The organism is Aquimarina sp. RZ0, from assembly GCF_008370685.1.
Classification (GTDB): Bacteria; Bacteroidota; Bacteroidia; order Flavobacteriales; family Flavobacteriaceae; genus Aquimarina.
Map to the genome: position 1 here is coordinate 76608 of NZ_VTZU01000002.1, position 22087 is coordinate 98694.

General features: G+C 32.7%; 22 protein-coding genes and 1 pseudogene. 18 read left to right on the plus strand and 5 right to left on the minus strand.

The annotated features are described in order from the left end of the window. Window positions 1-100 precede the first annotated feature (100 nt). The 8 genes from F0000_RS01180 (at window position 101) to F0000_RS01215 (ending at window position 7407) form a co-directional block, all read left to right on the plus strand. Window positions 101-1396, plus strand: a complete 1296-nt coding sequence (locus tag F0000_RS01180; RefSeq protein ID WP_149622867.1) for an MFS transporter — start codon at window positions 101-103, stop codon at window positions 1394-1396. A gap of 9 nt (window positions 1397-1405) precedes the next feature. Continuing rightward, the gene (locus tag F0000_RS01185; protein ID WP_149622868.1) at window positions 1406-2560 is read left to right on the plus strand and encodes a mandelate racemase/muconate lactonizing enzyme family protein; all 1155 of its coding nucleotides are present in this window, start codon (window positions 1406-1408) and stop codon (window positions 2558-2560) included. Window positions 2561-2572: 12 nt separating this feature from the next. Further along, window positions 2573-3580 carry a sugar kinase gene (locus F0000_RS01190; protein ID WP_149622869.1) on the plus strand — a complete coding sequence of 336 codons (1008 nt, stop codon included), beginning with the start codon at window positions 2573-2575 and terminating at the stop codon, window positions 3578-3580. After that, entirely contained in the window at window positions 3577-4212 is a 636-nt protein-coding gene (locus F0000_RS01195; RefSeq protein ID WP_149622870.1) for a bifunctional 4-hydroxy-2-oxoglutarate aldolase/2-dehydro-3-deoxy-phosphogluconate aldolase, read from the plus strand. Before F0000_RS01190 ends, F0000_RS01195 begins: the two co-directional genes overlap by 4 nt. A gap of 422 nt (window positions 4213-4634) precedes the next feature. Next, complete coding sequence (locus F0000_RS01200; protein WP_149622871.1) at window positions 4635-5162, plus strand: DinB family protein; 528 nt, start codon at window positions 4635-4637, stop codon at window positions 5160-5162. Between the two features lie 426 nt (window positions 5163-5588). After that, entirely contained in the window at window positions 5589-6101 is a 513-nt protein-coding gene (locus F0000_RS01205; RefSeq protein ID WP_255452586.1) for a phytanoyl-CoA dioxygenase family protein, read from the plus strand. Window positions 6102-6318: 217 nt separating this feature from the next. Then, window positions 6319-6459: a hypothetical protein gene (locus F0000_RS28065; RefSeq protein WP_368668057.1), complete on the plus strand. Its 141-nt coding sequence runs from the start codon at window positions 6319-6321 to the stop codon at window positions 6457-6459. 45 nt (window positions 6460-6504) lie between these two features. After that, window positions 6505-7407 (plus strand): 3-hydroxyacyl-CoA dehydrogenase, encoded by a 903-nt coding sequence (locus F0000_RS01215; RefSeq protein WP_368668058.1) that lies wholly within the window; start codon window positions 6505-6507, stop codon window positions 7405-7407. Between the two features lie 329 nt (window positions 7408-7736). Here F0000_RS01215 and tnpA read toward each other — a convergent pair. Then, window positions 7737-8084: pseudogene (gene tnpA / locus F0000_RS01220) on the minus strand (IS200/IS605 family transposase); the annotation flags it as partial. 737 nt (window positions 8085-8821) lie between these two features. Here tnpA and F0000_RS01225 point away from each other — a divergent pair. From F0000_RS01225 to F0000_RS01240, 4 genes are all read left to right on the plus strand, one after another. Then, window positions 8822-9256: a tetratricopeptide repeat protein gene (locus tag F0000_RS01225; RefSeq protein WP_149622873.1), complete on the plus strand. Its 435-nt coding sequence runs from the start codon at window positions 8822-8824 to the stop codon at window positions 9254-9256. Between the two features lie 609 nt (window positions 9257-9865). Continuing rightward, entirely contained in the window at window positions 9866-10474 is a 609-nt protein-coding gene (locus F0000_RS01230) for an aspartyl/asparaginyl beta-hydroxylase domain-containing protein (RefSeq protein WP_149622874.1), read from the plus strand. 54 nt (window positions 10475-10528) lie between these two features. Continuing rightward, complete coding sequence (locus F0000_RS01235; RefSeq protein ID WP_149622875.1) at window positions 10529-11014, plus strand: cyclopropane-fatty-acyl-phospholipid synthase family protein; 486 nt, start codon at window positions 10529-10531, stop codon at window positions 11012-11014. A gap of 102 nt (window positions 11015-11116) precedes the next feature. Next, on the plus strand, window positions 11117-12544 hold the full coding sequence (locus tag F0000_RS01240) for a S41 family peptidase (RefSeq protein ID WP_188111987.1): 1428 nt from the start codon (window positions 11117-11119) through the stop codon (window positions 12542-12544). Window positions 12545-12796: 252 nt separating this feature from the next. On the opposite strand, the gene F0000_RS01245 is transcribed toward F0000_RS01240, so the two are convergent. Then, window positions 12797-13312 carry a DUF1569 domain-containing protein gene (locus tag F0000_RS01245; protein WP_149622877.1) on the minus strand — a complete coding sequence of 172 codons (516 nt, stop codon included), beginning with the start codon at window positions 13310-13312 and terminating at the stop codon, window positions 12797-12799. 48 nt (window positions 13313-13360) lie between these two features. Next, complete coding sequence (locus F0000_RS01250) at window positions 13361-15745, minus strand: TonB-dependent receptor (protein WP_149622878.1); 2385 nt, start codon at window positions 15743-15745, stop codon at window positions 13361-13363. A 353-nt stretch (window positions 15746-16098) separates the two neighbouring features. Between F0000_RS01250 and F0000_RS01255 the strand changes: the two genes are divergently transcribed. From F0000_RS01255 to F0000_RS01275, 5 genes are all read left to right on the plus strand, one after another. Further along, entirely contained in the window at window positions 16099-17178 is a 1080-nt protein-coding gene (locus tag F0000_RS01255; protein WP_149622879.1) for a sensor histidine kinase, read from the plus strand. Continuing rightward, window positions 17175-17933, plus strand: a complete 759-nt coding sequence (locus F0000_RS01260; protein ID WP_149622880.1) for a LytTR family DNA-binding domain-containing protein — start codon at window positions 17175-17177, stop codon at window positions 17931-17933. The genes F0000_RS01255 and F0000_RS01260 overlap by 4 nt, the downstream gene beginning before the upstream one ends. 22 nt (window positions 17934-17955) lie before the next feature. Continuing rightward, the gene (locus F0000_RS01265; protein ID WP_149622881.1) at window positions 17956-18981 is read left to right on the plus strand and encodes an aldehyde reductase; all 1026 of its coding nucleotides are present in this window, start codon (window positions 17956-17958) and stop codon (window positions 18979-18981) included. A 3-nt stretch (window positions 18982-18984) separates the two neighbouring features. Beyond that, the gene (locus F0000_RS01270) at window positions 18985-19611 is read left to right on the plus strand and encodes a DUF2306 domain-containing protein (protein ID WP_149622882.1); all 627 of its coding nucleotides are present in this window, start codon (window positions 18985-18987) and stop codon (window positions 19609-19611) included. Between the two features lie 294 nt (window positions 19612-19905). Next, window positions 19906-20376: a hypothetical protein gene (locus F0000_RS01275; protein WP_149622883.1), complete on the plus strand. Its 471-nt coding sequence runs from the start codon at window positions 19906-19908 to the stop codon at window positions 20374-20376. Window positions 20377-20518: 142 nt separating this feature from the next. Here the strand turns inward: F0000_RS01275 and F0000_RS01280 are convergent, their stop codons facing one another. Further along, window positions 20519-20950 carry an Hsp20/alpha crystallin family protein gene (locus tag F0000_RS01280; protein ID WP_149622884.1) on the minus strand — a complete coding sequence of 144 codons (432 nt, stop codon included), beginning with the start codon at window positions 20948-20950 and terminating at the stop codon, window positions 20519-20521. A 260-nt stretch (window positions 20951-21210) separates the two neighbouring features. Further along, the gene (locus tag F0000_RS01285; RefSeq protein ID WP_149622885.1) at window positions 21211-21612 is read right to left on the minus strand and encodes a TerB family tellurite resistance protein; all 402 of its coding nucleotides are present in this window, start codon (window positions 21610-21612) and stop codon (window positions 21211-21213) included. Window positions 21613-21758: 146 nt separating this feature from the next. Between F0000_RS01285 and F0000_RS01290 the strand changes: the two genes are divergently transcribed. Next, window positions 21759-22025 (plus strand): DUF1456 family protein, encoded by a 267-nt coding sequence (locus tag F0000_RS01290; protein ID WP_149622886.1) that lies wholly within the window; start codon window positions 21759-21761, stop codon window positions 22023-22025. Window positions 22026-22087 lie beyond the last annotated feature (62 nt).

Genomic DNA, 22087 nt, shown 5'->3' on the forward strand with positions numbered 1-22087 from the left:
AATGACAAAAATAATTACTTAAACTACTTATTTTGTCAATATGAATTATTATTAGTTTAAATTGCTTCTGTAGTTTTTGTTGAATATTTTCTCTTTTCCTGTGAATAATAAAATTGTAAGTTCCTCCACCAGTCCGACCCGTAAACGATACGGAATACTAGGGTTAGTATTTATATCAGTAGTCATAAATTATTTAGACAGATCCAACATATCTGTCGCCGCCTCTGCCCTCTCTGAGGAGTTAGACCTGGATAAAGTTAAAATGGGGCTTATTTTTTCTGCCTTTGGATGGACATATGCCAGTTTACAAATTCCGGGAGGTGTCATTGTTGATAAAATACGAGCACGATTGCTTTATGCTATAATCTTAACCTTGTGGTCAATCGCCACCTTGTTACAGGGATTGATTAGCTCGTTTGCTGGGTTAATAGGATTAAGAGCTAGTATTGGTATTTTTGAAGCACCATCTTTCCCTATAAATAATGCAATCGCCACAAAATGGTTTCCAGAAGAAGAGAGAGCCTCTGCTATCGCCTTTTATACCTCAGGACAATATATCGGTTTAGCTTTTCTGACACCCCTTTTGGCATATATACAAGGTGAATTAGGTTGGCGAGGTTTATTCGTTCTTTCAGGGATTGTGGGGCTTGTTTGGGCGGTAGTCTGGTACTTATTTTATCGGGATCCGGAAAATCATACAAAAATTAATCAGGAAGAGCTTGATCATATTCAAAAAGGAGAAGCTAAAGTCAAAATAAAGCCAAAACCTTTTCAATGGAAGGATCTAAAACATGCATTTATTTATAAAAAACTCTGGGGGTTGTATCTTGGTCAATTTTGTTTGGGATCAACATTTATATTCTTCCTCACCTGGTTTCCCACTTATCTTCAGGAACAAAAAGGAATAGATTTAATGAAATCAGGAATTATGGGATCTGTTCCTTTTTTAGGAGCGTTTCTGGGTGTTATCATTTCAGGTTTACTTTCAGACAAACTCATAAAATCCGGAGTATCTAAAGAAATTGCAAGAAAAGCACCAGTGCTGGCTGGGCTTTTATTATCGTCATCAATCATATTTGCCAATTATACGACTAGTCCACAAATTACTATTATGTTTTTAACACTTGCATTTTTTGGTACTGGTTTCGCCAGTATTGCCTGGATATTTGTTTCTGCCATAGCCCCAAAAGAACATATAGGACTTATAGGAGGTGTCTTTAATCTAATGGGAGGACTATCTGCTGTAATTGTTCCTATTGCCATAGGAATATTAGCCAAAGATGGTAATTTTGAACCAGCATTGTTCTTTATAGGAATAATTGCCATAATTGGTTTTCTTGCCTATATTTTTCTTGTTGGTAAAGTAGAAAGAATTGAAATCCCTACTAATGAATAAGCTAGATTTATGATTAAAATAACCGATATCAAAACGTTTCCTGTTAGGGTTGAAAATGGTAATCAATTAGTTATCAAAGTTGAGACTAATGAAAAAGGTATTTATGGATGGGGCGCTTCCGGATTAAGCGGCAGAGAGCTTGCCGTAGTAGGAGCAGTAAAACACTACGCTCATTTTTTAACCGGAAAAGATCCTCGAAAAATTGGAGCACTCTGGCAAGAAATGTATCGCAGTCAGTATTTTGAAGGAGGACGCGTACTAACGGCTGCAATTTCTGCAATTGATATTGCTTTACACGATATAAAAGGAAAATTATTAGAAGTACCTGTATATGAATTATTAGGTGGTAAACAGCGAGATCATATAGAATGCTTTGCTTCCTTAAAATTCGAATCAAAGGAAGAATTGATTACCAAAGCACAAAAGCTAAAAGAAGCAGGATTTTCTGCCATACGCTTATACGAAGCCAGTGAAGGATCAGCACCTTATGTAGCCAGAGAATCAATTGCTAATCTTACAGAATGGTTACCTGCACTGAGAAAAGAAATGGGAAATGCCATGACGATTGGTATGGACTATCATCATAGACTCACCATACCAGAAACTGTATCTTTTATAAACAGAATGCCCCTAGGTACGCTGGATTTTCTGGAAGAACCTATAAGAGATGAAAATCCACAAGTATATCAGGAATTGAGAAAAATGATACAAGTACCCTTAGCAATAGGTGAAGAATTTGCAAGTAAATGGCAGTTTTGGCCTTATCTAAAGGATAATATAACACAATATGCCCGCATAGATGTTTGCAATGTTGGTGGATTAACAGAGGCTATGAAGGTCGTTGCTCTGGCAGAAACTAATTATATTGATGTAATGCCTCACAATCCATTAGGTCCAATATGTACTGCTGCTACCATACATATGCTGGCAGCTTCTGCCAATGTAGCCTGGTTAGAAGAAATCAATACTCCCGTAGAATGGTGTGGTACCAATAGTGAAAAATTTTACCCTGTTCAACCCGTTATAGAAGGAGCTTGCTATAAGATTCCTGATGGGCCGGGACTTGGTGTAGAGTTTAATGAAGAACTTGCTTCTCAATCAGAATTTAAAATCAAAGAAGTCCCCCATTTATCTAAAAAAGATGGTTCATTTACCAATTGGTAATACGTTTATACTATGAGTTTTGTAACTTTTGGAGAAATAATGCTGCGACTTACTCCGGCTTTACATGGAGAAAAGCTTCGTACTACAGAGCAATTTAATGTGAATTTTGCGGGATCAGAATCCAATGTAGCCAGTTCTCTGGCCGTTTTGGAAAACGATGTCTCTTTTATCACCAAACTTCCTGATCACGCTATTGGAGATCATGCCATACAATCACTAAACTCATATGGTATCTATACCAAGAATATTATAAGAGGTTCAGGAAGAATTGGCACCTATTTTATAGAGATTGGCGCTTCCATACGCCCCTCAAGTGTTATTTATGATCGTTCCGGTTCTGTTTTTAGCCAGATAGGCACATCAGAATTTGACTGGGATCTTATTTTTAGAGACAAGAAATACCTATTCATTTCTGGCATTACAGCCGCCCTCTCAGATCAATGCGCTGCAGAACTTATCAAATGTGTAGAAACAGCGAAGAAACATAATATACTCATTGGGTTTGATATGAATTACCGTCGTAAACTCTGGAAAGATGCTCAACAAGCTCGTATTATATTTGATAAAATTTTGCCAATGACCGATATTCTCTTTGGAAACTCTGGTGTTTTGGATGATGTATATGGTATTAAACCCAAGACTCAGCATCTTCTGGAAGCTACTTTAGAATCTATCAACATTGCTAAAAAACATTTCGGAATTGAACAATATGCATTTACCATTAGAAATCATCTCTCAGCAAGTAAAAATGAGCTTCAGGGAGTATTTTATACTGAAAATAACAGCTCAATATCCAAAAAATATACCGTAGATATCTTAGATCGTTTTGGTACAGGTGATGCTTTTGCAGCGGGATGCCTGCACGGTATAGGAAAAAGATGGACTCCACAGCAACTCATAGAATTTGGTACCGCAGCATTTGCTCTTAAACATACCATCTATGGCGATCAGCACACAAGTACACTATCAGAAATTAATGCCATTGCAGATGGTCACACTTCAGGACACGTATTAAGATGAACAGACAAGAAAAATTAACACTTATTTTAGAAGAAAAGATTGTTGCCATTATCCGATCAAAGGTACAATCTGATGTAAATCAGATTATTGAAGCACTGGCTTCTTCAGGAATTAAAGCACTGGAAATAACTTCTAATACCGTCGGGTTCATGGAAGAGATAAAAAAAGCCAGAGCAAAATATCCTGATATATTAGTGGGAGCCGGAACTATTACTAATACTACATTAGCGAAACAAGCAGTGGATGCGGGTGCACAATTTATAGTCACTCCTAATACGAATACCGAAGTTATCAAATATGCTCACTTACATGAATTACCCGTATTGATGGGAGCTCTTACTCCTTCTGAAATATGTGAGGCAGAAGCGGCGGGTGCAGATGTGGTCAAACTATTCCCTTCTGGAACCGAGAATATTGGGATTCCTTATTATAAAGCAGTGTCTGCTCCTCTGGACAACATTACTTTATTTGCCGTAGGTGGTATCGGACTACATAATATCAAAGCTTGGTTTGAAGCAGGCATTCAGGGTGTTGGTGTTGGCGGAAAACTAACAACTCTAAACGAAAATAACACTCTTGAGGACATCCGTAATACAGCAAAACAAATGTTGGATATTATTAAGAATTTCTAGTGCTTTTAAAAAAATAAGGGAATTTCACGTTATTTTTAGAAATTTAAAGTGTATAAATAATATAGATTTATGTAGCGTGAGTTCGTGTTACGGATCTTTACGTTAGGTCTAAGTGATTTTTGATAGAATATCGTATCGAAAACTTGTGAATTTATGAAGTGATTTATAGTTCTTTGATTCTGGCGAAAAATAGTCGTTTTTTGATCAATTGAAATGTGTTTTGCACCTCATAGCAGTGTCCCGAAGTAAGAAAAAGCTGAAAATTGAGTCAAAAAGAGCATGTTTTTATAACGAATTGAAAAAAAATCGAATCACTTCTACAACAAAAACCTATTCTATTAAAAAAAACACGGTTATTTATGGTTTCTGGTTACCTTAAACTACCTTACATCAATAATTTTATTTAAAAATATGCAGTCAAAATGAATAAAATCGAAATGCTGAGTAAACAAACATTAGATACATATTTATGGGTTCATAAATTGATTGATACCACACCTGATGAAAAATGGAACTCAATAGCTGATGTACTGGATTCAAATATAAACTGGCAGGTTGGACATCTGGTTATAAGCATCTATTATCATTCAATTCTGGTGATAAAGGGACATCAGGAAGATGTATTAAAACAACTTTCGTTACAAAAGTATTTAGAGTTATATACTTTTAACTCATCTCCTAAAAAAGTGGTTGGAAAAATAAGTCCAAAAGAATTACGCAATCATTTAGATATTGTAGAAAAGAAATCTATAGAAGTACTTAATTCTTTATCGCAAAAAGATCTTACTTCTGACCTGGTTCCGGGAAAAGTCGAACACCCGGTAGCTAAAACCAAATTCGAAGCCATCGACTGGAATATAAAACATACCATGTGGCATTGCGGACAAATAGCTAGTTTAAACCGAATAGTACACAAATCATATGGTTTTGAGCTCAAAAAAACTGAATGAGATTGCATCTTGCTCTTATTTTTTCAAACTTTGTTTCTTAATATCGCAGCTCTTATAGTTACAGATCCATTGTCACATTTCAATATGAATACTAATACCTCCTGATTAATATCGTTCTTGATGTAAAATACCCATTAGAATTCCCTCTTTTTTGTGAAACTTAAAAACAAAAGAAGTTACAGGCTATGAAATATACTTTGCTTTTTTTCTCAAACAGGAAATTACTGCCATTTATTCGAATATTTTCAAAAAGGAATTGAGTAAAGTAACCATCATCTGGTTCTCTCAAAAAATTGAATTGATCATGTACTATTTTTACAAAAAATGTTTAGATTAGAGTATGTATAACTATTAGGTTTATAACACATAAAACAACCACTTTTTAAGTGACTGATATAAAGCAAATTGAATTATTTTAAAAATAAAATGGCATTGGAAGAAAACGGATACGCTATAGTATCCAATATATATTCAGACAGAGAAATTAGCCAAATGCTAAGCTGTATAGAAAATGTAAATCAAACAGGGAATTCTTTTTTAAAAACAAAAGAGCTATTTGCAATTCGTCAACTCATAAAAAAAATTCCAGCACTCACCAAAATGGTATTCAATAAAAAATTGACAGAACTAATATCTTATCTTTCTGAATCCAATTACTTTCTTACAAAAGCTATCTATTTTGACAAACCAAAAGCATCAAACTGGTTTGTTGGATATCATAAGGATATCAGTATCTCTGTAGATAAAAAAGAGACTGTAGAGAGTTATAAGAACTGGACTTTAAAAAAAGGACAAAATGGAGTACAACCACCAATCAAAATATTACAGGATACTATAACCATTAGAATACATCTAGACGATACTGATGAAAATAATGGCGCGTTAAAAGTAATTCCTACATCACATCTAATACGATTTGTGATTAAAAAATTCGTATAAATTCATTGAATTATTTTTTCTTTATGCAAGGCAAAAAAATCAAGCATAGCTATAGCTACGGTTTATTTTTTAAACGAAGTAGAAAGGAAAAAGAAACGATGAATATGCGAAATTTTTAGTTATAAATCGTATAAAAGGGGTAATTCGTGTTAATTCTAAAAGCTGCATAACAGAAAACGAATACCTTTGTACAGTCAAAAAAGGTGGAATTATGCTCATGAAGCCGTTATTATTACACGCATCTGGCAGAACAGTTAATAACAAAAGGAGAAGAGTAATTCATTTGGAGTTCAACAAACACAGACTCACTGCCCCTCTAAAATGGTTAGAGTATTGCGAGATAAAAACTAATACATAACAAAAAATAGTCTTTTTTAACAACTTTACATTTATAGATCATAAAATGGATACAATCAATATCAAAAATGTTACGGTTTGTGGAGCAGGTGTATTGGGCGGTCAAATTGCTTTTCAAACTGCGTTTCATAGATTTAATGTCACTATTTATGATATTAGCAATGAAATTTTAGAAAAAGCCACAATAAAATTTAAACTCCTGAGTAAAACTTACAAAAAAGATATAAGTGCTACGCAAAAAGAAGTAGATGCTGCAATAGCTCGTATCAAATTTTCTACAAACCTAAAAGAAGCAACAAAGGATGCTGATCTTGTTATAGAAGCCATCCCAGAAAACATACGAGTAAAAAAAGAATTTTACATACAACTAGCCAAGGTTGCCCCTCTCAAAAGTATTTTTTGCACTAATTCTTCTACATTACTCCCTAGCATGTTTGCACAAGAAACTGGCAGACCTGAACGTTTTCTTGCATTACACTTTTCTAATTTAATTTGGAAACATAACACTGCCGAAATTATGGGGCATCCTACAACCAGCCCAAAAGTATTTGAGGCTATCGTAGATTTTTCTAAAGCGATCGGTATGGTAGCATTGCCTATCCATAAAGAACAATCAGGTTATATACTTAATTCGTTACTAGCTCCATTCCTTCGAAGTGCTCTGCATCTATATGTAAATAACATATCAGATCCTGAAACCATAGATAAAACCTGGATAAAAGCTTCTGGTTCTCCCATGGGACCATTTGGTATTTGTGATGTGGTAGGGATCACTACTATCTGTAATATCAACAAAATATTAGCAGATACTGGAGATGAGCTCTCCAAAATGATAGTCAAAGAACTACAGGAAAACTTTATTAGTAAAGGAAAACTCGGTATTCCTACAGGCAAAGGGTTTTATAATTATCCTAACCCAGCGTATGAGCAAGAAGATTTCTTAAAATAATGAGCTTACCTTTGTGCTACTTTTTAAATTGCATTGCAAAAAAACACACCTTACCTATTTCTGTTTTAGGTATTAGATGTGCTACTCCAGAAAGAAAATATCAAAACGCCGGTAGAACATATATTCTTTTATAACTAAGCAATATAATTTAGGTTTTAAAATAAAAGGAAAGCTTAAACTAAACCACCCTGCACTTAAAGTGCAGGGGTTTGATTTTACTAGGGATTAAAGTCCCCTCTTGCCTATTCCTTTATGAAATTGGAATTATCACTACCATCTCGCCTGTGATGTTCCAAATATTCATTGACCATCTCATCTGTGATGTTTCACCTACTCCAAACACCGTAACCATGTGCCCAAAAATGTTTACCCCAATAGCGATCTCGTATACTAGAAAACTCTTGTTGTAACTTCCTTGATGTTCTTCCTCTTAAATGTTTTACTATATAACTAACACTCAACTTTGGAGCATATTCAATGTGCATATCAACGTGATCTACACCAACAAAACCTTTCAATATCTCAATACTTTCTGCTTCACAAATCTGAATCAAAAGTTCTCTATAACGAATTTGAATATCTCCTCGAAGCACTTTATACCTATACTTAGTAGACCAAACTATATGACAGGTCAATCGAATAACTGTATGAGTCCCTTTTCTTATTTTTGAATCCATCAAATCTAAGATATAGATTTTTTCGCATTACTAAAGTGCCGCAATGAAACTGCAGGGCTTTCACTCAAATTTGAGACCAGTAAACTACCTCGTAGCAAGCCCACGAGGCGTGTATTAAAAAAAACATCTTGATTTCGAGGCAAGCCTCAAAGCATTTAAATCTCGATCATCGAGCAAATAGATAATAAAACTAAACATAACCATTATTTAGAAATAAGTAAATCTTTTTCAAAAACATATCGATAAGCGTTACTTTTTTAAATTTTTGGGTAGCGGCTATTGGGCACATATTAAACCTGACGATTATTTTTCCATAAAGAAACTGTGTAATCAATACCATATTCCAAACGACCACGAATTATCATTAAAGGATTGATTTTGATGATTTGCAAAAAAAACATCTGTACAAAGGAGAGCTCAGCCCTATGCTATTCACTGCACGCAAACTATTCGATTCATAAGGTTCTCATTATATTAGTAGTCAAAGCCCAATATTGATGTACTAAACCCTGTATTGTGGCATTTTTCTATGAAAACTATAAGTATTATTAGACATATGCACAACAGATATATCATTATGAAGCAAGTGTTGGATTGAGGGATTAGTTCATTTTACAACAACGCAATTTTTATAGGAAGGAAAGAATAGTAATTAACAGAAAAAAACATAAAAGTAATGGTAACATTTTGTGTTATTATGACATATATATAACGCTAAAAATTAAACAGAAATTCATATGAAAAACTTATTATTACTGTTTTCTCTATTCGTACTAGTATCTTGTAAATCTGACAAATCAAATAAGCTTCTAAAAAAACACGATCATTCAAAGCATATAATCCAAAAGGTAAAAAACTTGAAAGCAATTAACTTCTACAATAAAGGTATTGAACTACTAGAACAAAGAAAATTGGATTCAGCAAAAACCTATTTAAAAAAGGCACTAGAGATCGAACAAAGCCCTATTATATTAAATGAACTTGGAACAATTGCATTAAATGAAGAAAACCGTCAAAAGGCCTTAAATTATTATAATGAAAGTATAAAACAAGATCTTAGTTATTGGCCAGGTCATATTAATAAGTCAAGAATATTTATTTTAGAATCTCATTTTAAAAGTGCCGAAAAAACTTTGAAAGATATGTTGATCAAATGTGAATCTGACTATTGAAAGGCCTATGCAAACCTTCATCTGACTTATATATAAATGGGAATTTAAATTGTAAAAACGCGAAAAAATCAGCAAAAAAAGCCAAGCTATTAAAAACAGATATGCAATCAAAAAATCATATGAGAAAGTTATTGACGGAATAGCGAAAAACTGTAATTAATCGAATAGATGGCTCAGTCGTTAATGGTCATACATTCATTTTTTAAACTTCTCTCAAATAAAAACTAATCTAGAAGAATCCGGAATTATTTCTTTATAATGTTTGCTATCATCTACCTTGATGGAATCTTCATTATTTAATTTTTATTGTTTTTTTGACAGACAAATGAGAGAAATTATTTTGATAAAAAAATTGATTACCAAAAAGAACTCCATAAGATTCATTATCCTCTTTTAAAGCCCACTAACTACATCATAAAGCATTGTTTTTATCAAAAAAGTTATTATTTATTCGTAAAGCCATAAAAAAAATCCGCTATTTCGTCTGCAAAATATTTGTATATTTTTCAGTATCTCCACTACCTTTTTACTATCTTAGTTATCAACTCATTGAATCATATTAAAAACATAGAAATTAGTATTTTTCTATCTATGAAAAGACACCAGATAATGAATCACTACGCCAGTCCGAAAACACAATACGAAGACCGAATTAAACTACCATTTTCTTTTGATGTAACTAAAATGCTATTAGAATTTGAGGCTTTAAAACTTGGTCATTTTGAGTATTATGATGCAATTCCTTTACGGTCTCCCGCACATCTGGTAGACACCTCACTGCCTTTTCCTCCACCCGCAGATGATTATGCCGATGGTTCATGGACGCACTGGCTGGACACCAATGAACTAAAAACATCTCCATACCTAACGCGTGTTGTAGATACTTTTCGGGAACACACACAAGTTACCTTAGTTCGTTTATTAAGACTGGCTCCTGGCGCTGTGGTTCAAGAACATACAGATCCTACCCTGGCACTAGAAATTTCTAAATCTGTAATTCGACTTACGATTCCTATTCTTAATAAGGACAAAATTGAGTTTTTTCTAAACGGGATTCCAGTGCCCATGCAGCCTGGAGAATGCTGGTATTTGCGACTTAGTGATCCTCATAAAGTACATAATCTTGGAGATAGCGAACGTGTTAACCTGACGATAGATATGATCCCTAATGATTGGATTCGAGAAATAATTTCTAACAGCCAGTTAACCACAAAATAGCATTTTTATTTTTTCATAAAAACACTCGCTTAAAAGATATCTGAATTTAAAAATATGAATTATTCCTTTATCCCGGTAAATGATCCCTATGCTCCTACTCCTACTGAGGTTGTACAGCACAAATTAGACCTATTAGCATTACAAGATGGGGAAACCGTTTTTGACCTTGGTTGTGGGGATGCCAGACAATTGATAATGGCCTGTGCTATGGCTAACGTAACTTGTATAGGGTATGAAATACTACCCGAAGCAATTGAAGATGCTAATAAAAACATAAAAGATGCGCAGCTATCGGATCAAATAGAAATCAAGATAGAAGATATTTATAAGGCTGATATTTCTGAAGCTGATGCCTTAATCCTCTATTTTTCGAGAAGTGTACTTGGTGTATTATCTCGCAAACTAGAAAATGAACTCCCTACAGGTGCCAGAATTGCAACACATCAGTTTGATATTCCTGGGTGGAGTGCAGAAATAGAGAAAGAAGTATTACAAAAGGATGGATCAATAGAAAAAATATATTTATACCGCAAAATATGAGGCTTGTAGCACTATTTGCAACAATTTGGAACAAACATTGTCATTATCAGTAATCATAACTGCGAATTGAGAATGTGTCTACAAAAATTAATCAAAATTCTGTTGATCTCTTGCATAGTATCTATTATCAATCAGGAAAAACTTAATGCCCAAAACAAACAATTTAATCCAGAAGAAAAATTTTCTGTAGATAGTTTAACAACCTGGACAATTAAGCTGATGTCAGAAATTAGCAAAGCGCATCCTGGTTTCTATCGATATACTAATAAAGAAAGATTTAATTTTATAATTGACTCTACGAATTATACAATCAAAGATTCACTCACTACATTGGCCTATTATAGAAAACTTAAACCTTTATTTGCAAAAATAGGGTGCTTACATACTTCTGTCGACTTATCAGAACACTATAAAACTTATATTACTAAAGAATCAAAATTAATTCCGATAACGGTTTTTATAGACAAAGACAAACACGTATTCATTACCAAAGATTATTCAGACAAAAAATCTTTAGCAATTAAAAGTGAAATTATCTCTATAAATGGTAAACCAATTTCAGAAATAATAAATAAAATGTTACTGGCAGTCCCATCTGATGGAGTTAACCAAACATTAAAAACACTTCTGCTGAATCATCGTTTTGCTTTCTGGTATCAATCAATAATTGAATTAAATAAGGATTATGAAATTGAAATAAAACTAAATAACAGTATTGAAAAACATATTGTAAAAGGTGTTTCAAAAGAAATTTTTCCTTCATTAGAGTCTGTTTTAGTAAATAAAAAACAGTTAGATTTTAAAATTAAAGATTCTATTGCTTTTCTTACAATTCACTCTTTTGCTAAAACGGTTATAAAGAAAAACGGGCAGAATTATAAAAAATTCATAAAAGAAAGCTTTAAAATTTTACGGAACAAGAAAGTAAAAAACCTTATTATAGATATTCGTTACAACTCAGGAGGAACAGATGGCAATGCTGCCTTTCTTGCTTCTCATTTTTTTGATCAGCCTTTTAAGTATTGGGATAAGATTGAAGTTACAGACAAAATAGCCATAGAAATCAAAGGCATCAACACTATTTTTTTTAAAAAACCAATACAAAAAGATAGTACATATCATTGGAGAGGAGCTAGATCGTGGCTTACAAAGGAGTTTAATTATTATAAATTACAAAAACCTGCAAAAGATAATTATACAGGAAATGTATACATAATTACCAATGGTCTATGCATATCCTCCTGTAGTGATCTGGTAGCGATCCTATCTCATAACAAAAAAGCCACTATTGTAGGTCAGGAAAGTGGTGGAGGTTTTCAGGGAAATACAAGTGGAATGATGCCTGTGTCAGAAATTTATGCCAATATGTTGATTACAATCCCACTTCAGAAATATACCAATGCTGTAGATATGAATAAAAATTTTGGACGTGGAACAATCCCTGATTTTATTATAGAACCAACACTTGATGATTGGATTGACAAAAAAGATATTGAAATGGATTTTGTAATAAAACAACTCAAAAAATAATATCTTATGATTAGTATTATTGTAGATTATAATATCAATTCTGAATTGAATTTATTCATAAGTATCAGGTAAAGAGATACCGCTTTATTGAGTAAACTACGACAGGTCAAGCCGAGACTTTGATTGGGAAAAAACATTTCGATTTCGAGGCTAGCCTCCTTTAGATTAACATCTAAATCTCTATTATTGAGTAAATTTTAAGGGGTAATTTTAAATCAGGATGGTATAATACGATTTATAACTACTATACGTCTAACTTTTCAGGATATCCATCACAATTCCCAAATGATGTATTGTATGCATTTTTAGGAAGCGTCTGGTTTGCCTTTTATTAAGCTGTCCGAATAACGGGTGAATAAAATTCGAGTTTTTGTCCAATGATTCTAATTGATCAAGGTGATTCCTGGCTATTTCCAGTTGGGATAAAAGGTCTTCTGTTTTAATTTTATCCGGTGGTAATACAAATACTGAAGATTTCCCCTTGCCCCTTGGCATATATCTAAGTGTAAACAGGATGAAACGTATCCAGTTAAACCTATGCTGATAACGCTCTGGATCTGAACTTATTAAAACTTCTGATATCGTATTAATTACTTTTAGGCTATGATCTAAATGCCAGGCGACTGATTTTCTCGAAACATTCGTATTTATACGATCTCTAAACTGAATCAAATACGCTATATCATTTAATTGGCTATCCATAATCTCCATCATAACGACATTAAAACCCTCAAAAGCCCAATAGAAAGCCGTACCATAGATAACCAAAAACGTTACTTATTACTTCTAATTGTACATGAATTTATAATATTTTTGTTAAAACTCAAATCGATACCCGAAATCAGGAAAGAATCCTATTTGATTAACCTCATTGACCTCATTCGTCAATCGATTATAGCGACGTGTAAACAGGTTTTCATTCGCTGTTATGTTCTGAAGATCTATATATAGCTGATGAGAACGTTTCTTTTTATTACTATTTATCTTATAGCCAAACTTAATATCCCATCTAACATAAGCATCACTCTGATCGCTAAAGGCTAAATCTTCCTCTAACACCTCAAAACCTGCCGCCTGAGAAGCCTGTAAATCGACTGGAGTAAAATATCTACCCCCAGAAAAAGTAAGCTTGGTATCAAAGAAAAGTACATCTTTCTTCGTTTTTCCTATTACAAATTCTTTTCCTGCTAATAGATTTACAACATATCCATTATTAAAAGGCGTATTACGCTCAATACCATCACTTCCTTTATATTCACTTTCAAAAAAAGAAGTAGTTAATAGTCCATAATATCCTTTGTTAAAAAACCGTTCCAATGTAATTTCTATACCTTGATTATTTCCTGTTCCTTGATTGACAAGAGATACACGACTAGTATCAAAACCAAAATCAGCTCCTTCAACCAGTGATGAATAACTAGAAGAAAACGGTTCAACTGCTGCATTATCGATATCTTGATAATACAATTCTACTTTACTTCTCCAATTACTTCCTATTGTAACATCATAGCCCAATACATAATGATTACTTCTCACAAAATCGAGATTCCTATTGGTTTGTGTCAATCTTCCATTTACATTTTCATTGAGAAATAATAAAGGGATGGGGATGGATTGATGATGTAAACCATATCCAAAACTTAATCGATGATTCTTGGATATTTTATAGTTTATACCAACTCTGGGCTCTATTACAAATTGCTGATTCAATGAACTAAATTGTCCATGAACTCCTGCATTAAAAGTTAATGTTTTAGTCAACCGAAACTGTCCTTGTATAAAAGGCTGAACAATACTCAAGTTTTCTTCAATATCACGAAAAGTAAATAGATCAGGGTCTCCGTCACCATTAAGATCAGGTTGTTCTAATCGATCACTCAATAAAGACACTACACCTGTATTCTCAAATAAAACACCTGTACGTATAGTGCTCTTATTATTAAGTTTTGTATTAAAAAATGTAGAAAATGTTATTCTGGTTTCAGTATTATTTACTTCAGTATACCTTATAATACGTTCATTTTCTGTCTCTTTATTAATAAACCGATCTACCAGAAAATCATTCCCGGTAAAAGAACCTGAGATAATTGTTTTTAAATACGATGCATCTGTTATATTAACACGATGTTTTAATCCTATGACACTAAATTGTGATTCTACAAAAGTATTTTCATCTTCTGCAGCAAAAAGATCATCTTCATCAATGTCATCACCCATGAAATCAATATCCGAAAATCCTAGTATTCCAAACAATGAAAAGTTGCCCAGCCTGCTTTTCCCCAGATCAAGATTAAAAGAAATATCACTATAATTAGGTGTTGCTGATGTTCCTCCTGCTCCTACTCCTAATATCCCCACCAATGAATATCTTCCTGCGATCAAAAAAGAACCATTATTTTTACCGATAGGACCTTCTGCCATTCCTTCTACTCCTGTAAAAATACCAACCTGAGCCGTATATTCATACTTATCTATATTTCCTTTTCTAAAACCTAAATCAAACACTCCTCCAATCGCGTTTCCATATTCTGCAGGAAAAGCAGATGTGATAAAATCAGAATTCTTTAATAAATTAGGATTCAATGCAGATACAGGACCTCCTGTGGTACCTAACGTACTGAAATGATTAGGACTGGGAATAGGCACTCCTTCCAACCTCCATAATAAACCAGTAGGAGAATTCCCCCTAATAACAACATCATTTCTACTATCATCGGGAGCAGATACTCCTGCAAAATTAGCTGCCAGTCGTCCTACGTCACTTCTACCTCCAGAAAAACGGGTAACTTCTTCCAGACTAAACTGTCTCGCAGATACAGAAGCTAGTTTATTGATCGCTTTTGCTTTAGCCGTTTCAGAGGTTATAATCACCTCATCTAACCGATCAAATGATTCGATAAGAGATAGATTTACAACAGCAGCTTTACCGGATGTTACTACAATATTAGGTAAGGTTATAGATTCAAAACCAATATAACTTACTCTAATCACCTGTCGTCCCAGTGGTACATTATTCAATGTAAAGTAACCATCGATATCGGTAATCACTCCATTGACACTTCCGATAGCTAATAATTCTACTGTAGCGCCGACTAATGGCGCATCAGATTGCTTGTCAGTTATCAACCCTTTTATCACTCCCGTTTGGGCATTAATGATAATCGGAAATATGGCAATTAATAAAAGAATACGCTTTTTCATACTAGCACTTTTTTTTTCAAATGTGCATTCTTATCTTTTATATATAAAACCAAAATAGCCGAGTTGATCATTTTTTTATTGGAACTGCTAAAATCAACATTGAGTCTGACAAAACAGGAATTATTCATGCTAGTTTTCAGGTTAAATGATTGATAATACGATTCAGAAGTTGTTTTGACAATTCAACAGAATACAAAATATAAATTGATTTTTAGTTATGTATCTTTAATCCGATAATTAGTAAACTACCTCGGGGCAAGCCCACGAGGCATTTATTGAAAAAAACATTTTGATTTCGAGGCAAGCCTCGGAGCATTTAAATCTCGATTATCGAGTAAACTAATAGTATCCAGGTGGTAAAAATAGCTACTATAAAAAAATTTGGTATTCGTATTCTTATCATCAATGTAGCATATACATTGATAAAATTCACCATTATACACGATGAAAATCACGATTTTTATAGCCCTACGAATATCTTTTATTATACTAGTGCCTTTTTCCTATTTATGCTCGCCTGGGAAACAAATGACTGGTTAGTAAGACGTTTATCAAAAACCGACAAAAGTCTTGATCTTACTACAGGCACACGAATTCTACTTATCAATATCCTTTTGGTCATACCAATTACTGCTCTCATATACTATCTGGCTATTTTTGAGTTTAATCACATTTGTAAAATCAATGCGGATACACCATGGTTACGGTTTAGAATTGATTTCCTTAGAGCCACACTAATTGGTTTTACCGTAATAATTTTTAATCTATTTTACTATTCTCTGAAACAAAAAAAAGATATAGAAAATAAGATGATTGCATTACAGAAAGAAGTCATGACTTCTAAATATAAATCACTGAAAAATCAGATAAGTCCACATTTTCTATTTAATAGTCTCAATACATTAACCTCGCTTATGTATGAAGACAGAGATCTGGCATCAGATTTTGTATCTAGATTAGCTTCCTGTTACCGATATATTTTAGACAATCGAGAAGAAGATCTGGTAAGCTTAGAAAAAGAATTGAATTTTATGGATTCATTTATTTTTATGATGAATATACGACATGAAGGAGCTTTAAGTATCACATCTCAAATATTTATACACCCAAAAGATTACAACATCCCCACACTTTCACTACAAATGCTAGTAGAAAATGCATTAAAACATAATTATTTCTCTAAAGAAAAACCATTAAAAATTAGCATCATTTCTTTGAATGATACTAGTTTACTTATTGAGAATAATCTCTATATGAGAAAAGAAACAGAAAACTCAACTAAATTAGGTCTTAAAAATATTAAAAAGAGATATTCATTTTATACCAATCAAAATGTATTAGTAGAAAGCAGCAATAGTTTTTTTAAAGTAACCATTCCATTACTTCCTAAAAACATAAAAGAAATTGCGATTACAAAAGTTCCCTTAATATGACCACAGTAGTAGTAGAAGATGAAAATATAGCCTCCAGACGATTAGCTTCTTTAATTAGAGAGCTTGCTCCTGAAATACAGATTGTTGGGCAAATTACCTCTGTAGAAAACGGTAAACAATGGTTTGACAAAAACCCATTACCAGATCTTATATTTCTAGATATCCAACTTAATGATGGTTATGGTTTTGATATTTTGGACATGCTGGAAAATCACCCTCCTGTAATTTTTACTACTGCTTATAATGAATATGCTATTAGAGGTTTTAAGTATAATGGTCTGGACTATTTACTAAAACCCATTGATAAAAATGATCTTAGAAATGCATTGAATAAATACCGAAAAACTAAAGTAAATACTAATGAGGTTTTTGATGAACAAAAATTTAAAAAAATCAAAAACCTATTTCATAAAGAGTATAAGAAACGATTTATGATCAAGGTAGGAAATCAATTCAATACGTTTAGTGTTGAAGATATCGCTTATTTCAAATCTCATGAAGGTCTTATTTTTTTACACACGCATTCTGGACAACAGTTTCCTATAGAATATTCAATAGATCAACTGGTAGAAATTTTAGATCCTGTACAGTTTTTTAGAATCAACAGAAAATTTATGGTATCTGTAAATGCTGTTTTAGAAATTCATAGCTATTTCAACAGTAGATTATTATTAAAACTAAATCCAAAAGAAGATGAACAAGTAATTGTTTCCAGAGAAAGAACTTCCAATTTTAAGAAATGGCTGGATTTATAAAATCAAAAAATATTAGTATCAAATGAACAAAAAAAAAGTATTAGTAACGGGAGTTACTGGTTTTTTAGGATCTCATACCACCATCCAATTGCTCAATAAAGGATATGAAGTAACTGGAACATTAAGAAATATGGAGAGAGCAGAAGAAATTAAAAAAGTTATTTCTGATCGTGTATCCTATATCGATTCATTAAGTTTTGCTCAAGCAGATTTGATGGACACTAAGATATGGGAAACTATTACAGAGGGAATGGATTATGTCCTGCATATTGCATCTCCGTTTCCCAGAGAATTACCAAAAAAAGAAGATGATCTGATTATTCCAGCCAAAACAGGTACTCTAAATGTTCTTAGAGCTGCTGCTAATAATAAAGTAAAAAGAGTTGTGCTTACTTCTTCTTCTGGAGCTGTTGTGTATGGAAAAGAAAAATCAAAAAGGTCTTTTACCTTTAATGAAAATGATTGGACAGATATTAGCAATAAAAAAGATACTACTCCTTATTTCAGAAGTAAAACTATTGCAGAAAAAGCTGCCTGGGATTTTATCAAAAATGATACTAGTGGATTAGAACTGTCTACAATATGCCCTGTAGCTATACTGGGGCCTGTATTAGAAAAAGATTTTGGCACTTCTGCTAATATTGTAATAAAATGTCTGGATGGCAGTACTCCGGCAATTCCGAAAATAGGATTCGAGATGGTAGATGTACGCTCCATTGCCGAATTGCATATCAAAGCTATGGAAGAACCAAAAGCAGCTGGTGAGCGTTTTATTGGTGCTGCAGGCTTTCTGGATTTTAATGATGTTGCGGCTATTCTCAGAGCGAAATATCCACACAAGAAAATACCCAAAATTTCTCTACCAGATTTTGCTGTGCGTATATTTTCGAATTTCGACAAAGCAATAAAACCAATTCTGATAGAATTAGGTACTCAAAGAAAAGTAGATGCGACCAAGGCTAAAATATTATTAAAATGGGAACCTATCCCTGTAGAAGAGGCAGTGCTGGCTTGCGCTGAAAGTGTCCTTAATTTAAATATTGTTTAATTTATGAAACGGTTTGTTACAATAGTTTTTGTGCTATTATCTATTTTAGTCGGTCTATATCCTCTAGCTTATTTTTTTGTAGATCGAACCTTTGGACTACTAGCGTCCAAAAACACAGAACTTCTATCTGATACAATCTGGAATATTGCCTTTTATATTCATATTATCCTTAGTGGGATTGCACTATTAATCGGCTGGATACAATTCAACCATAAAGTAAGAATCAAAAAACCAAAACTACATCAGTTAATAGGATATATATATGTAGTAAATGCTATATTTGGCGGAATGTCAGGCATATACATAGGATTCTTTGCCACTGGAGGTATCATAGTATCTCTAGGATTTATATGTCTTGGAGTTGTATGGTTATACACTACAATAAAAGCATACGTAGATATCAAAAATGGAGAAATCCTACTACATCAAAAAATGATGTATTATAGTTATGCCGCATGTTTTGCAGCAGTTACACTACGGATATGGTTACCAATTCTTTCTATTTCTATTGGTGATTTTATAATTGCTTATAGAATCGTTGCCTGGTTATGTTGGGTTCCAAACCTTATCGTAACGTACATTCTTATTAGTAAAAACAAAATCGTATTTAATCTTCAGAATAAAAAATGAATGTATAATTCTCTTGTTATCATCTCAACTTTAATTATCAGATTTGTAGGATTTTACGTTGTAAATTATGGTAAAAAAACTTACAAATAAATCTCATTTATTACCATACTATCTACAGAATAATTTCTTACTTTCGTAACCACACACTTCTACTTTTATGTATTGCTATGGAGACACCAATACATAATTCTCTATTTTTTGGGCTGATTACGTTAATAGTATTTTTATACATTCTTCTATTGACAATTTCTGATTTAAAAACACATAGTTAGATAAACCTAAAAACACCTTAAAATGAAGCTAATATTACTATCGCTATTTGCAGGAGTATTTTCTATAGATACTTCCAAAATTAAATCAGAAACCACAATTGAAAAAATATTCATTACTTCTACAGATTCAGAATCAGGAAGAACGCTAATGATAGAAGAAGATGAATATTCTATATGGGCATATGTATTAAAACCTAATATGGAAGGAATTGATTTTGATGGTTTTTTATGCTCGATCATAGATCCAAAATCAATGGAAATCGACCCTAAGGAAGCCACTAAAAATGGAAATGCTACGCCACTTACCGCTACTTATGCTAACAAACATAGCTATATTAAAAGTCTATCCGCAAAAGACATTAAAATCTACTGGAAAAAAGATCGGATAGAAATAAAGTTAAAAAAAGAAATCTATCTTATTATGGATTTAAAAACAAAAACAAGTTATTCTAAAGCGCTCGCTAAGGATTGTTATTATGGTAATAAGTTATAGAAATAATATTTTAAAAAATAACGGAAGTATTCTTGCATTATTTTTGACAGCTCAATAAAATACTTAGTCTACAAAAAGAGGGTGTTTTTAAAAAAAAACACCCTCTTTTACGTAACATTAACTAACTAATTCAAATATCAACTTATGAAATTTCTATTGATCGCTTAGGCTGTACTTTAGCCTCTTCCTTTTTAGGTAATTTAACTGATAAAACCCCATTATCATAAGAAGCTAAAATATCAACAGTCTTTACAGTATCTGGCAAAGTAAATGAACGCTTAAAAGTACTGTAGCCAAATTCTTTTCTTGTATATGTTTCTCTTTCTTCTTTGATTTCTTTACTTACCTCAGAAGAAATAAGCAATACATTAGTATCTAATTCTATAACAAAATCTTCCTTTGTCAAACCTGGAGCTGCTAAATCTATAGTAAAACTGTCATCTGTTTCTTTGATATTAACTGCTGGTGTATTAAGACCAATTTTGCTAACACTGGATGTGCCTCCAAACCAATCTGTATTAAAAATATCTTCAAGGATAAACGGTAATCTGTCTGTTCTTTTAACTAAACTCATAATATCTTTTTTTAAGTTATTTTAAATTTTAAATTCAAATAATAGCTAGCAATTAGAATTCCAATATAAAAAACAAGACATAATGTCGTTTTTATTATTAAAAATATGACTTTTTGTCAAAAAAACATATAGATATATGACAATTACCACAAAAAAAAGACGCTGAGTTCTGCTCAACGTCTTTTTTTTGTAATAGAATTCATCTTAACTTTTTAGGAAATAGAAAAAAGTCAAGATGAGTTCGTAATTTATTTATTATCCTAATTATAAAAACGTGCAAATATTGACATCAATTCTTTTGGAGGGATTACCTTGTCAGGATACTTGTGCATTTCTTTTAACACAGTATTAATCGCTTCAGGTCGTAACCCCATTTTTAACCCCATTTCCCTAATTTTATGAATTTCGGACTGAGAGGTTTCCTTATCTACATTCATTAACAATACCAATCTATGAAACTGTAATATTCGCTGTGATTCTGGCTGGAGATGTTTTCTGGCAGCATTATTTCTCACCAGATCTCCTATTTCTTCTTCTGTTATCCCCAGCTGCAAGGCTATCGCCAGAATAAAATTATATTCTTCATCTTTTATTTCTTTATCTGCTTTAGCAAACTCAATCATCTCAGCAAGCAAACTCAATTTTTCTTCTTTACTATACATGCATCTCTTTTAAAAAAAATTCAACAACTAATCATTTTGGGATATTATCAGGCAAATGCATGCAAATATCATACAAACAAATTAGGTGTATATAACATAACCGATTTTTTTTTCTTAAGCCATTAAAAGAACTACCTTTGCCTTCTATGGGATTAACTAATAATGATATTTTCAAAAAATTACGTGTTGCACATAAACTTCGTGATGACGATATTGTAAAAATTTGTACTCTGGTTGATTTTAAGGTCACCAAAAGTGAACTTGGAGCTATGTTTAGAAACGAAAGCCACCCAAAATATATGGAATGTGGTGATCAAGTGTTACGTAACTTCTTAAATGGATTAATCATCCACCTCAGAGGTCCAATGCCAGAAAAAAAGGACAAGAATACAATACACAAGAATACTAAATAGTATACTGCACCTAAAAATAAATGCTTAATTTAGAGATATTAAATCATTTCTTTTAACTATCC

Excerpts from the sequence above, each read along its gene's own strand:
- F0000_RS01185 (WP_149622868.1), top strand. The coding sequence starts at position 1,406 with ATGATTAAAATAACCGATATCAAAACGTTTCCTGTTAGGGTTGAAAAT.
- F0000_RS28065 (WP_368668057.1), top strand. The coding sequence starts at position 6,319 with ATGAAGCCGTTATTATTACACGCATCTGGCAGAACAGTTAATAACAAA.
- F0000_RS01200 (WP_149622871.1), top strand. The coding sequence starts at position 4,635 with ATGAATAAAATCGAAATGCTGAGTAAACAAACATTAGATACATATTTA.
- F0000_RS01270 (WP_149622882.1), top strand. The coding sequence starts at position 18,985 with ATGAAACGGTTTGTTACAATAGTTTTTGTGCTATTATCTATTTTAGTC.
- F0000_RS01190 (WP_149622869.1), top strand. The coding sequence starts at position 2,573 with ATGAGTTTTGTAACTTTTGGAGAAATAATGCTGCGACTTACTCCGGCT.
- F0000_RS01260 (WP_149622880.1), top strand. The coding sequence starts at position 17,175 with ATGACCACAGTAGTAGTAGAAGATGAAAATATAGCCTCCAGACGATTA.
- F0000_RS01265 (WP_149622881.1), top strand. The coding sequence starts at position 17,956 with ATGAACAAAAAAAAAGTATTAGTAACGGGAGTTACTGGTTTTTTAGGA.
- F0000_RS01285 (WP_149622885.1), bottom strand. The coding sequence starts at position 21,612 with ATGTATAGTAAAGAAGAAAAATTGAGTTTGCTTGCTGAGATGATTGAG.
- F0000_RS01230 (WP_149622874.1), top strand. The coding sequence starts at position 9,866 with ATGAATCACTACGCCAGTCCGAAAACACAATACGAAGACCGAATTAAA.
- F0000_RS01275 (WP_149622883.1), top strand. The coding sequence starts at position 19,906 with ATGAAGCTAATATTACTATCGCTATTTGCAGGAGTATTTTCTATAGAT.
- F0000_RS01205 (WP_255452586.1), top strand. The coding sequence starts at position 5,589 with ATGGCATTGGAAGAAAACGGATACGCTATAGTATCCAATATATATTCA.
- F0000_RS01250 (WP_149622878.1), bottom strand. The coding sequence starts at position 15,745 with ATGAAAAAGCGTATTCTTTTATTAATTGCCATATTTCCGATTATCATT.
- F0000_RS01280 (WP_149622884.1), bottom strand. The coding sequence starts at position 20,950 with ATGAGTTTAGTTAAAAGAACAGACAGATTACCGTTTATCCTTGAAGAT.
- F0000_RS01215 (WP_368668058.1), top strand. The coding sequence starts at position 6,505 with ATGGATACAATCAATATCAAAAATGTTACGGTTTGTGGAGCAGGTGTA.
- F0000_RS01235 (WP_149622875.1), top strand. The coding sequence starts at position 10,529 with ATGAATTATTCCTTTATCCCGGTAAATGATCCCTATGCTCCTACTCCT.
- F0000_RS01225 (WP_149622873.1), top strand. The coding sequence starts at position 8,822 with ATGAAAAACTTATTATTACTGTTTTCTCTATTCGTACTAGTATCTTGT.
- F0000_RS01290 (WP_149622886.1), top strand. The coding sequence starts at position 21,759 with ATGGGATTAACTAATAATGATATTTTCAAAAAATTACGTGTTGCACAT.
- F0000_RS01195 (WP_149622870.1), top strand. The coding sequence starts at position 3,577 with ATGAACAGACAAGAAAAATTAACACTTATTTTAGAAGAAAAGATTGTT.